The organism is Kitasatospora sp. NPDC059577 (assembly GCF_042735475.1).
Classification (GTDB): Bacteria; Actinomycetota; Actinomycetes; order Streptomycetales; family Streptomycetaceae; genus Kitasatospora.
This window is the reverse complement of sequence record NZ_JBHWBZ010000009.1, coordinates 41,735-53,882: the sequence shown is the minus strand read 5'-3', so window position 1 is coordinate 53,882 and position 12,148 is coordinate 41,735. Positions and strand designations below refer to the sequence as shown.

8 protein-coding genes are annotated in these 12,148 nt (G+C 73.2%); 5 read left to right on the top strand and 3 right to left on the bottom strand.

What is annotated here, in order from left to right; translation table 11 throughout:
• The first annotated feature begins 245 nt into the window (after positions 1–245).
• The 4 genes from ACFV0O_RS10830 (at position 246) to ACFV0O_RS10815 (ending at position 4,575) form a co-directional block, all read left to right on the top strand.
• Positions 246–1,025, top strand: a complete 780-nt coding sequence (locus ACFV0O_RS10830) for an HAD-IIA family hydrolase (protein ID WP_360253248.1) — start codon at positions 246–248, stop codon at positions 1,023–1,025.
• A 151-nt stretch (positions 1,026–1,176) separates the two neighbouring features.
• On the top strand, positions 1,177–2,493 hold the full coding sequence (locus ACFV0O_RS10825; RefSeq protein WP_380339244.1) for a low temperature requirement protein A: 1,317 nt from the start codon (positions 1,177–1,179) through the stop codon (positions 2,491–2,493).
• A 57-nt stretch (positions 2,494–2,550) separates the two neighbouring features.
• Positions 2,551–3,279, top strand: coding sequence for a uracil-DNA glycosylase (locus tag ACFV0O_RS10820; protein ID WP_380339241.1), 729 nt, complete (start codon positions 2,551–2,553; stop codon positions 3,277–3,279).
• 261 nt (positions 3,280–3,540) lie between these two features.
• Positions 3,541–4,575 (top strand): glycoside hydrolase family 6 protein, encoded by a 1,035-nt coding sequence (locus ACFV0O_RS10815; RefSeq protein WP_380339240.1) that lies wholly within the window; start codon positions 3,541–3,543, stop codon positions 4,573–4,575.
• Positions 4,576–4,628: 53 nt separating this feature from the next.
• Here the strand turns inward: ACFV0O_RS10815 and ACFV0O_RS10810 are convergent, their stop codons facing one another.
• On the bottom strand, positions 4,629–6,560 hold the full coding sequence (locus tag ACFV0O_RS10810) for a galactose oxidase-like domain-containing protein (protein WP_380339237.1): 1,932 nt from the start codon (positions 6,558–6,560) through the stop codon (positions 4,629–4,631).
• A gap of 13 nt (positions 6,561–6,573) precedes the next feature.
• Complete coding sequence (locus ACFV0O_RS10805) at positions 6,574–8,712, bottom strand: glycosyltransferase family 2 protein (RefSeq protein ID WP_380339234.1); 2,139 nt, start codon at positions 8,710–8,712, stop codon at positions 6,574–6,576.
• A gap of 974 nt (positions 8,713–9,686) precedes the next feature.
• Between ACFV0O_RS10805 and ACFV0O_RS10800 the strand changes: the two genes are divergently transcribed.
• The gene (locus ACFV0O_RS10800; protein WP_380339231.1) at positions 9,687–10,709 is read left to right on the top strand and encodes an alpha/beta fold hydrolase; all 1,023 of its coding nucleotides are present in this window, start codon (positions 9,687–9,689) and stop codon (positions 10,707–10,709) included.
• A 98-nt stretch (positions 10,710–10,807) separates the two neighbouring features.
• Here the strand turns inward: ACFV0O_RS10800 and ACFV0O_RS10795 are convergent, their stop codons facing one another.
• Positions 10,808–11,914, bottom strand: coding sequence for a hypothetical protein (locus ACFV0O_RS10795; protein WP_380339228.1), 1,107 nt, complete (start codon positions 11,912–11,914; stop codon positions 10,808–10,810).
• Positions 11,915–12,148 lie beyond the last annotated feature (234 nt).

Below are 12,148 nucleotides of genomic sequence, written 5' to 3'. Positions count from 1 at the left end.
CCGCCCGGCCCCGCCCGCCCCCCCCCCCCGCCCGGGGGGGGGGCGCCCGGCGGCCGGGCCGGGCCCGCCCCGGCCCCCGGGGGCCCCGCGCCCCCGACGCGACCTCCCGGCTGCCGCGGGAGGACGCGTCGGCGCTGTTCCGGTGGGCGGGACGTGCTGCCGTCGGCCAGGTGTGCGGATTAGGCTGTGCCGCGTCAGGGCCCTCGCACGACGCAAGACGTTGCAACACTCCGGGAGACACGCACGTGGCAGACCGCAAGCCCATTGAGTCCTGGCTGACCGACATGGACGGGGTCCTCATCCACGAGGGCACCCCCATTCCCGGGGCGGAGGAGTTCCTGCGCAGGCTGCGGGAATCCGGCAAGCCCTTCCTGGTCCTCACCAACAACTCGATCTACACCCCGCGCGACCTCAGCGCCCGCCTGGCCGGGATGGGCCTGGAGGTGCCGGAGGAGTGCATCTGGACCTCCGCCCTGGCCACCGCGAAGTTCCTCAAGAGCCAGCGCCCGAACGGCACCGCCTACGTGATCGGCGAGGCCGGGCTCACCACCGCGCTGTACCAGGCCGGCTACGTCCTGACCGACAACAACCCCGACTACGTGGTCCTCGGCGAGACCCGCACCTACTCCTTCGAGGCGCTCACCAAGGCGATCCGCCTGATCAACCAGGGCGCCCGGTTCATCTGCACCAACCCGGACGAGACCGGCCCCTCCCCCGAGGGCGTGCTGCCGGCCACCGGCTCGGTCGCGGCCCTGATCACCAAGGCCACCGGCGTCGACCCGTACTTCGTCGGCAAGCCCAACCCGCTGATGATGCGCGAGGCGCTGAACACCGCCGGCGCCCACTCCGAGACCGCCGTGATGATCGGCGACCGGATGGACACCGACATCGTCGCGGGCATGGAGGCCGGCATGGAGACCATCCTGGTGCTCACCGGCCTGACCTCCGCCGCCGACGTGGAGCGCTTCCCGTACCGGCCGACCCGCGTGGTCACGTCGATCGCGGACCTGGTCGAGCTGGTCTAACCTCTGCGGTGCTGTCGCGGGCCCCGTTCCGGCCGTTCGCCGGGACGGGGCCCGTTTCGTGGTTTTCGGCTTGCGGGGAGGCGGGGCGCGGATGAGCACGACGGGGGTATCACCGGAACCGGGAGGTCGTGAGCCGGTGGGTCGTGAATCGGTGGGTCGTGAACCGGCGGGTCCGGATCCGGCGGGTCCGGATCCGTCGGGCCCGGAGGAGAAGCGGGTCACCTGGGCGGAGCTCTACTTCGACCTGGTCTTCGTCTTCGCGATCACCCAGGTCTCCGGCCTGCTGCACCACCACCACGACGGGGCCGGCCTGGTCCGGGCCCTGGTGGTGTTCGTGCCGGTGTACTGGTGCTGGGTGGGCACCACCGTGCAGGCCAACATCCGGGACGTGGACAACCTGCGGGACCGCCTGGGCATCCTGGCGGTCGGCCTGGCGGGCCTGTTCATGGCGCTCGCGGTCCCGGGCGCGTACGGCGGCCGGGGCGTGCTGCTCGGTGCCGGGTACTGGCTGGCCCGGGTGGTGCTGCTGCTCCTGCTGGTGCGCGTCCCGGGCGTCTGGCGCGGCCCGTACGGGGTGGGCGTGCTGGTCAGCGGGCCGTTGCTGGTGGCGGGCGGACTGCTGCCGGACGGGCCGCGGCTGGCGCTGTGGGCGGTGGCCGCGTCCTGCGACCTGGCCGCGCCGCTGGTGTTCCGGCGGCGGCTCGCGAAGGTCGCCTACCACCCGGCGCACATGCCGGAGCGGTTCGGGCTGTTCCTGCTGGTGGCGCTCGGCGAGTCGATCGTCGGGATCGGCGGCACGGCGGCCTCCGTCCGGCTGGACGCCGCCGAACTCGCCGCCGTCGCGGTCGCGTTCACCATCTCGGCGGGCCTGTGGTGGCAGTACTTCGTGTACGCGGCGGACGCCATGCGGCACGCCGTGGTGATCGCCGACTCGCGCCGGGACATGGTCCGGCGGATCTTCCAGTACGGGCACCTGGCGCTGGTCGCCGGGGTGATCGGGGTCGCGGTCGGCTTCGGGGAGACGGTCGCGGATCCGTGGCAGGCGCTCGGACCGGGGGCGGTGGCGCTGCTGTACGGCGGGTGCGGCCTGTACCTGCTGACCTTCGGGTACACGCGCTGGATGATGTTCCGCCAGGTCGCGACGACCCGGATCGTCGCGGCGGGCGTGGTGCTGGTGCTGGTGCCCGCGATGGTGCGACTGCCAGCGCTGGTGGTGCTGGCGACGTTGGCGGTGCTGCTGGTGGCGCTGAACGTGCTGGAGCACCGGCGGGTGGAACGCGCGGCCCGGGACGCCACCCGGCAGGCCGGTCCCGGGCCTGGTCCCGGTCCCGAGGCCGGTCCTGGTCCCGAAACCGGAGCCGGTCCCCGTCCCGAAGCCGGTCCTGGTCCCGGACCCGGAGCCGACGTCGCTCCGGCGGGTGCCCCCGCAGCCGCTCCTGTGGAGCGGGCTGTCGGTGGGCCTGTGTAGCGTTCGGGGTGAAAGAGGGCGTGCGGCGCAACAGCCGCGGTGTGGGAGGTAGATGTCGTGACGGACACGGTCGAGGCGGGCGTGGTCGAGGCCGGCGAGGGCGGCGGGCTGGAGCTGCCCGAGTCCTGGCGCGGGGTGCTGGGTGCCGAGACGGAGAAGCCGTACTTCGCGGAGCTGGAGGCCTTCGTGGCGGCCCAGCGCGCGGAGCACGAGGTGTTCCCGCCGAGCGGCCAGGAGTTCGCCGCGCTCGACGCCACCCCGTACGACAAGGTCCGGGTGCTGGTGCTCGGCCAGGACCCGTACCACGACAACGGCCAGGCCCACGGGATGAGCTTCTCGGTGCTCCCCGGCACCAGGACGCCGCCGTCGCTGCGCAACATCTTCAAGGAGCTGGACGCCGACCTGGGCGTTCCGGCCCCGGACAACGGCTACCTGATGCACTGGGCCGAGCAGGGCGTCCTGCTGCTCAACGCGGTGCTCACGGTCCGCGCGCACGAGGCCAACTCGCACAAGGCGAAGGGCTGGGAGAAGTTCACCGACGCGGTGATCAAGGCGGTGAGCGAGCGCGAGGAGCCGGTGGTCTTCGTGCTGTGGGGCAACTACGCGAAGAAGAAGCTGCCGCTGATCGACACCGAGAAGCACGTGGTGGTGCAGGGCGCGCACCCGTCGCCGCTGTCCGCCAAGCTGTTCTTCGGCAGCCGTCCGTTCTCGCAGATCAACGCCGCGCTGGACGGTTTCGGCGGCGAGCCGATCGACTGGCGGGTGCCGGACCTGAAGCAGGGCTGAGCACACAGCAGGCCGAGCACGCAGCGGGGCCGAGCGGGGCCGGGCCCGAGCCGCGCCGAGCGCCGGGTGGCCGTGGGCCGGACGGGTTCGATCTCCCGTTCGCCCAGGGCCACTTGGCGTTCACCGCCGGTGGCCGTCGGCCGGTGCCGGGTGTGCTTAGCTGGTGCCGACCGGTCGCCGGACCGGTTCCGGGAGGGGCGGTACGTGCACGGGCTGGGGCGGTCGAGGACGTTTCGGTGGGCGGGTGCTCCCCGGTGGGCCGTGCGGGCACTGCTGGCCGGTGTGCTGGTGGCCGTGGCCGGCTGTAGCGGTGCGGACGGCGGCGGGCCCGGTGCCGCGCCCGTCTCCCCGACCGCCGCGGCCACCGGCGGCGCCACCGGCGCGGGTCCGGCCGACGGGCCCGGTGGCCTCGCCCAGCTGCCCGGGCAGACCTTCTACGTCTCCGACCGGACCAACGCCGCGCGGCAGGTGGCCGCGCTGCGTGGCCAGGGCCGGACGGCGGAGGCCGACACGCTGCTGCGGATCGCCTCCCAGCCCTCCTCGCAGTGGCTCGGTGAGCAGGGCGCCAGGGAGATCGCCGAGCAGGTGAGCCGGCGGGCCGCCGAGGCGGGCCGGACGGCGGTCTTCGTCGCGTACGACATCCCGCACCGGGACTGCGGGCAGTACTCGGCGGGCGGTGCCCCCGACGCCGCGGCCTACCGGTCCTGGATCACCGGCGTGGCGCAGGCCCTCGGCGACCGCAGCGCGTGGGTGGTGCTGGAGCCGGACGCCGTCGCGCACACCCTGGACACCTGCGGCGTCAAGGGCGATCTGGCCGCCGAGCGGTACGGCCTGCTCGCCTTCGCCGTCCAGGAGTTGAAGAAGCGTCCGAACGTCCGGGTGTACGTGGACGCGGGCAACCCCGGCTGGGCGCAGGACCCGGACGAGCTGGCCACCGCCCTGCGCAAGGCGGGCATCGCCGCGGCGGACGGCTTCGCCGTGAACGTCGCCAACTTCTACGACACCGATCGGAACGCGGCGTACGGCGCCAGGCTCTCCGCCGCGCTGGGCGGCAAGCCCTTCGTCGTCGACACCAGCCGCAGCGGCAACGGCGCGCTGGGCGGCGACTCCTGGTGCAACCCGCCGGGGCGCGCGCTCGGTGAGCGGCCGACCGCCGACACCGGCCGCCCCGGGGTGGACGCCTACCTGTGGATCAAGAACCCGGGGGAGTCGGACGGCGACTGCGGCCGCGGCGAGCCCCGGGCGGGCGAGTTCTGGCTGCCGTACGCGCTCGGGCTGGCCCAGGCGGCGCGCTGAGGCCGCCGGCCCCGCCCCGGCGGGCGCGCTGAGGCCGCCGGCCCCGCCCCGGGTCACCCGTCGACCCGGATCCAGTGGGCGACCGACGGGGTGCCGGCGGCGTCGGTCAGGAACAGCATGTACCAGCCCGGCGGCAGCAGGTTCGGGTTGCCGGGGAGGGAGAGCGAGACGCCGTCCGCCGTCCGGCCGGTGATGTCCAGGGCCACCGAGCGCTGCTCGACGTCCGTCACGTGGGTGACGGAGCTCGGCCGGATCAGCTTGGCGGTGGCGACCGCGTCCGGCCGGGAGGTGCCCACGTTCACGGTGCCGCCGAGCTTCGCCGCCTGCGGCGCGGCGCCGACCTGCGGGCGGTCGCCGCGGTACAGGTACGGCGGGGTGTAGATCTCGATGCGCTGCTCGAAGCCGCCCGGCTGGGTCTCGGCCTTGTCCGCGAAGAGCGGGTTGGAGCCCAGCACGGCGACCCGGCCGTCCGGCAGCAGCAGCGCCTCCGAGTGGTAGTCGCGGCCGACGGTCGGTTCGGCGGCGGTGGTGAAGCTGTTGGAGTCCGGGTGGTACACCTGCGCCTTGAGCAGGTCGCTCTCTCCCCGGCCGCGGTAGCCGCTGGAGCCGCCGGTGGTGAGGACGGTGTCGTCGGGGAGGATCACGCTGTTGAGGTAGCGGGTGCCGCCGGCGGGCAGGTCCGGACCCGGGGCGAAGGAGGGCGCGGCGACGGAGAGGTCGGCGATGTCGGTGCGGGCCGTGGACAGCGGTGACTCGCCGACGCCACCGCCGCCGAGCACCATCACCTTCTGCGCCTGCGCGGGCGGCAGCAGCACCGAGGAGGAGGTCTCGGTCAGCTCCGGGTCGCGCAGGCCGGGCACGGGCTGGAAGCCGTTGTCCGACAGGTCCCACACACCGGGCACGCGGCCCTTCTCGGCGGGGCCGTAGCCGCCGTTGGAACCGGAGTAGAAGAGCTTGCCGGAGGCGGTCAGGAAGATCGCCGGGTAGGTCGGGAAGTAGCGGTCGGGGGCCTTGGTCCAGGTCTTCCCCTTCGGGTCGTAGACCTCGTTGCTGTTGCCGTCGAGGATCTCGCCGGTGTCGTCCAGCCCGGAGACGGTGACCACCCGGCCGTCGCCCAGCCCGGTCAGCGTCGGGTACCAGCGGGCGTGCGCCATGTCGGTGACCGGCTCGTACAGCTCGGTGTCCGGGTTGAACTCGAAGGCGGAGCGGATGCCCTGGTACTCCTGCTTGTCCAGGGTCAGCTTGTCGCTCTGCCCGTAGAGGTCGTGGGCGTCGGCCCCGCCGAGGCCCTTGATCCGGTACTGGGCGGGGGAGGGGACGACGTAGTCGGGCCCGGTGCCGACCGCCTCCACGAACACGTGCTGCCGCCCGGCGGTGACGACGGTCTGCTTGCCGGAGCCGCTCTTGGTCGCGGCCGGGACGGTCACCTGGACGGTGGTGGCGTACTCGCGGCCGTTCGGGGCGACGAAGACGGTGCCCTTCGGGAAGGTCCGGTCGTGTTCCGGGCTCTCGTTGCGCACCTGCATGACGCCGGCCGCCTTCTTCACCGCGCCCGCCAGCTTCTCGTACCGCTGGGTGCCGCCGGCCACCAGGACCCGGCCGTCCGGCAGCGAGGTGTGGCCGCCGCAGAACATGTCGGCCGGGGTGGGCACCGGTTTGTAGCTGTTCTGCGCCGGGTCCCAGAGCAGGCTCTTGAAGGTGCCCGCGTCGAACTGCTTCTCGTCGTTGCCGGAGCCGGCCACGATCAGGACCTTTCCGGTGCGCAGCAGGGTGGCGTGGACGGCGTTGACCCGGAACGCGGCGGGCAGCGTCAGGGTCTGCCAGTGTCCGTACCGGGCCTTGTACTCGGGCTGGTTGACCACGTAGTGGTGGTACTGCCGGCTCGCGAAGCCGAGGACGGCCGGCGCGTTCATTCCGGCCACCGCCAGCGCGACGGTGCTGCCGAGGGCGAGGCGCTTGGTGCGGCCGGTCTGGTGGATCCTCACGGTGGGTGCTCCCTCAGTGGATGGGGGTGCCGCTCTCGGCCCGGTCGGGTGCGGGGAGGGGGAAGGGTGGCTGCTGTCCGTCCTGCGTGTACTGCCGTGTCCGGGGGTCGCGGGCGTGGCGCGGACGGCGCTTCTCCAGGAGGACCTTCGGTGCCGTCGCCGGACCGCCGGTGACGGTGAGGGTCGCGGTGGGCCGGGTGCGGCGGCGGCGCACGGCGTCACCGGCCAGGATCAGGACCGGCAGGAGGGTCAGCGCCAGGGCGATCCAGGCCCAGGTGCGCATCGCGACGTGGTCGTAGCCGGTGACGTAGGAGGCGGCGATCGCGCCGCCGAACACCAGCGTCCAGAACAGGTGGTAGCGGAAGGTGCCGAGGCGGTCGGTGCTGGCCGAGCGGCCCTTCGGGGTCACCTCGAAGCGGCTGCGGCGGCGCACCAGGGCCTGCAGCAGCGAGGCCGCGTAGACCGGGCCGCAGAGCGCCGACATCACCATCCCGGCGACCCCGGAGGAGCCCGCGGGCTCGTGCGGGCTCACGTTGTGCTTGCGGTTCCAGGTGTACAGCAGCAGCTGGAGCGCGGCGGCGTCACTGTAGAGCATCATCCAGATCTCGGAGGAGACGTGGACGCCCGAGGCGCCGAAGCCCAGGTAGAGCACGCTGGACAGGCCGCCGAGCAGCCAGGTGAGTGCGGCCATCGGGTAGAAGCCGACCATCAGCGAGTAGTTGAGCAGCCGGCCCGGCGAGAGCTGCCGGAACACCCGCCAGTACTGGGTGAGCAGCGTTTCGTAGGTGCCCCGGCTCCAGCGCAGTTGCTGGGAGAAGAAGTCGGTCCAGGAGGACGGCCCTTCACCGACGGCGAGCACGTCCGGGGTGTACACGGACTTCCAGCGGTCCCCGGTCTCCGGGTTCCGGCTCCGGTGGAACTCCAGACCGGTCGCCATGTCCTCCGTGACGGAGTCGTACAACCCGCCGATCGACTGGAGTGCGCGGATTCTGACGGCGTTGTTGGTGCCGACGAACATGGGCGCGCCGTAACGGTTTCCGGCGCGTTGGATGAGGGCGTGGAAGAGGTACTGCTGGCTTTCGGAGAATTTGGTGACGGCCGAGCCCGAGCTGCGGTAGTTCCCGTACACCTGGGGCCCGACCACGAATGCGACGTCGGGGTCGCGGAAGTAGCCGAGCATGCGCTCGCAGAAGTCGGGCAGCGGAACGTGGTCGGTGTCGACGGACACCCAGAAGTCGTAGTCGTCGCCGTGGGCCTGGAGCCAGGCGTTGTAGTTGCCGTGCTTGCTCCTGGCGCGGAACCGGCCCTCGGGGCGGTTCCAGTGCGGGCGGCCGGCGCGGGTGAAGTGGCGGACGCCCAGCTCGCCGCAGAGCGCCCGCATTGCAGGATCGTTTCCCTCGTCCAACAGCCAGACGTCGTACGGTCCTTCGTGTCGCACCGCGCGGGCCGCGACCAGGGTGGCCCGGACCATCTCGGGCGGCTCCTTGCCCGGCACGCAGGTGGTGAGGAAGGCGACCCGGGTGCCCGGCTCCGGGGTCACCGGGATCGGGTCGCGGGCGACCAGGGTGGCGTGGGTGTTGGAGACCACGTTGACCAGTCGGAACACCTCGACCACGGCGATGATCCCGATCATCACCTTGTCGCCGAGCAGCACCAGGGAGTTCGTCTCGTCCAGCCGCTCCGGCCAGTGCTCCGGCAGCAGCAGCCAGACCAGCAGCACCGCCTCCACCACGGGGGCGGCCGTCAGTAACAGGGCCGCCCGGATCCGGTGCGGCTCGCGACGCAGCAGGCTGCGGTACCGGACGCGGTAGGGGGCGGCGCAAGGAGCGGGCGGGGGCGCTTCGGGCCAGGACCCGGACGCCCGGGCCACCGGGTGGGTGCCCGCGGGGTGGGTGCCCGCGGGGTGGGCGGCCGCCGGGGGGTGGGTGCCCGCTGCGGGGAGGTGTACCGGCGGCTCGGGGCGGTAGACCCCGCCGCCGAGGTCGTCGTCCTCGTCCGGATCGTGTGCGGGGCCGGCCAGGCGGCTGAAGTGGCCGTAGTCGTAGGGGGCTTCGGGTACGGGTAACTCGCTCAGGGCGGCCTCGTCGAGCCGCCCGGCACCTCGCCCGCGGGCCGTTCCGACGCCCTTCCGTCGTGAGAACGGCGTGGTCATGGCTGTTTCCCCCCGGAGTTCCGCGCCTTGCTTCGCTTGCTCCGCTTCGCTGGGCATTCGCTCGGCTTCGCTGGGCACTGCTCGGCATTGCTTGGCTTTGCTGGGCATTGCTGGGCTTTGCGTGGTCCCGACCCGGCGCCGTCCATGCCGTCGGGATCGTCCGTGCCGTCCGGACGGAACACTGCCCGGTGAACTGTGGCTTTCCGGCAGTTCCCGGGCGGCACGGCACATCCGGCCTCCGGCACATCCAGTGTGTGCGACCGGTTCGGCCGCGCGCCGGCACGGCGGCCCCGAATGCGGGATCCCGGAGCGCATTCCGGCTTCCCCTCCGGTCACGTCGGGATCCCCGGAGTCCTCAACTCTCCCTGAGCGTAACGGTGATCGCAACCGACCGGGGGGATCGTCACGGCACGAGCGTGAAGATGCCACAGTTCCCGGCCATTCCGGCGGCCGTTGATGCTATTGCCACGAATTCGCCACCGACCGGACCGCGCGATACCGCTCCGCCCCTCGCCCGCCCCCCGGAGACTCCCCGTCCGGTCGCCGGACGCGACAGCTCCTCGACGCCCGTCGGCAGGTGGCCGGGGACCGGGGTGGGCAGGCCGACGCCCGGGTTCACGTACCGTCCGTCGCGCAACTCCCGTGCGGTCCGGGCCGCCAGGGCGTTGCACGGGCCGAGGGCCGGCGCCGGGGAGGTGGTGCCGGTCGCCGGCGGTATGGCGGCCGGATCCACATCCCGCCGTGCTGATGCGTCGTTCGGCCACATGTCGTCGATCCCCCCGCACACGTACGGTTCCGGCATCCGCCCCGCCGTACCCTGAGGAGCCGGTCCCCGTGCGCGGCTCGACAGCCCCCACCGGACCGCCTCCCCGACCGGCGGCCCGGCCGGAGCCGCCCGCCCGCATCCGTGCCGCCCGCTCCGCCCGGATGCCGGCCGGCGTCCGGACCGCCCGTCCCACCGGAGGTACCCCCGCGTGAGCCAGTCGCCGCTGAAACCCGAGGAGTCGAGCGTCCCCGTGCCCGGCGGGGGCCTGACCGTCCTGCGCTGGCCCGCCGAGGACCCGGGGGCGCCGACGGTCGTGGCGGTGCACGGCATCACCGCCAACGGCCTCGCCTGGTACGAGGTCGCCCGGCGGCTCGCCGGGCGGGTCACCCTGCTGGCGCCGGACCTGCGGGGCCGCGGTGCCAGCCGCTCGGTCGCCGGACCGTACGGGCTGGCCCGGCACGCCGACGACGTGGCCGCGTTGATCACGGCGCTCGGCGCGGGGCCCGCCGTCGTCGTCGGTCACTCGATGGGGGCCTGGGTCACCGCCCTGGCGGCCGTCCGGCACCCCCGGCTCGTCCGCCGCGTCCTGCTGGTGGACGGCGCCGTGACCTTCCCGCTGCCGGAGGGCGTCCCCGCGGAGGACGCCCTGGCCGCGGTGCTCGGCCCCGCGCTGACCCGGTTGTCCATGACCTTCCCGGACCACGACGCCTACCGGGAGTTCTGGCGCCGGCACCCGGCCTTCGGCGGTGCGTGGTCCGAGGGGATCGACGCCTACACCCAGCGCGACCTCGTCGGCGAGGTGCCCGATCTGCGTTCCTCCTGCGTGCCGGAGGCCGTGCGGACCGACGGCGCCCAGGTCCTCCTCGACCAGGAGGCGGCCGCCGCCGTGCACCGGCTGCCCTGCCCGGCCGAACTCCTCTGGGCGGAGCGCGGCCTGCTCGACGAGCCGCAGGGACTCTACGACCACCGGCGGATCGGGCTGGCCGGGCTGGACCGGGAACGGGTTCCGGCCGAGCCCGTGCCGGGCACCAACCATTACTCGATCCTCTGGGGCGAGGCCGGGGCCGACCGCATCGTCCGCAGCCTCCTGGCGGACACCCCCGCCGCGGGGCGGGGTAGCCGGTCCGGTCCGGCCAGGGGCGCTCAAGCCCCGGGCTGCCCCGGTCACGGTCACGGCCCCGGTCCCGGTCACGGCCACGGCCCCGGAACGACGGCGGCCGGCGGGGTGTGAACCCCGCCGGCCGTACCGTCCCGCCCGCGACCGCGTCGACCGCGTCGTCCGCGCCGCACAACTTCCGGGCGGTGCCTGCTCCTCCGCCCGGCGGTGCGTCAGCCGGCCGTGCCGAGGAAGGTCTCCCAGCCGCCCGCCGGGGCCTGGCCGACGTTGAGCGAACGCAGCTTGCGCAGGGTGGACTGGTCCTGCACCTCCAGCCACTCGACCAGCTGCTTGAAGGAGACCAGCCGGACGTCCGGCTTGCCCGCGATCGCCTTGAGCGTCTGCTCGACGGCGTCCATGTAGATGCCGCCGTTCCACTGCTCGAAGTGGTTGCCGACGAAGAACGGCGCGCGGTTGCTGTTGTACGCGCGGTCGAAGCCGGCCTGGTAGGAGTTCGCGGCCTGGGTGCGCCACTCGTCGTACTTCCCCGGGTCGCCCTTGGTGCTGCCGCCGGACTGGTTGGCCAGGATGTTGTAGTCCATCGACAGGACCTGGAAGGTGTGCCCGGGGAAGGGTATGGACTGCAGCGGGAAGTCCCAGACCTTGCCGTCCTGGACCTTCTGCGGCCAGATCTGGAGGCCGCCCGAGGAGCTGGCGTCGTACTTCCAGCCGAGCTTGGCGATGGTCGGCAGCAGCGCCTTCTGCCCCTCCAGGCACGGGGTGCGGCCGCCGATGAGCTCCTTCTTGTAGTCGAAGGGGAGCGGGTCGACGTCGGTGAAGCCGGTGTTGGTGCGCCACTGGGTGACGAACCCGATGGCCTGGTCGATCTCGCTCTGCCAGTCGTCCGGGGTCCACATGTTGACCCCGTTCTTGTCGGGGCGGCTGGAGCAGAAGTGCCCGTTGAAGTGGGTGCCGATCTCGTGTCCGGCCAGCCAGGCCTGGCTGATGAGCTTGAGCGTGCTCTTGACCGCGCCGTCCGACAGGTACGGGATGTCGGAGGCTCCGACCGAGTGCTTCGGCGGGTGGTACAGGTCGGCCTTGGTCTTGGGCAGGGCGTAGATGCCCGAGAGGAAGAAGGTCATCGTGGCCTTGTACTGCTCGGCCAGCTTCAGGAAGCGGGGGAACTGGTTGTCGTCGGTGCCGCCCGCGCCGTCCCAGGAGAACACCACGAACTGCGGCGGCCGCTCGCCCGGCTTGAGCTTCTCGGGCTTGGGCTGGTTCGGCTGCGGGCCGGTGTCCGCGTTGGAGCCGTCGCCGATCGGGGTGCCCTTGGGGACCACGGCCTGGGTCGGGTCGCCCTTGGTGCCGCCGCCCTGGGTGGCACCCGCGCCGCCGGAGCCGCCGGAGCCGGAGCCTTGGCCCGCACCGGATCCGCCGCTGGAGCAGGGCGCCCCCGCCCCCCGGGGCGCCCGCGATGAGGAAACTGGTCGAGGGCGGGGTGCGGGGGGGCGGGGGCTGCGGGAGGCGCCGTGGGCGGGCGCCCGCAAGCGGCGGGGGGCGGCCGGGCACACAGG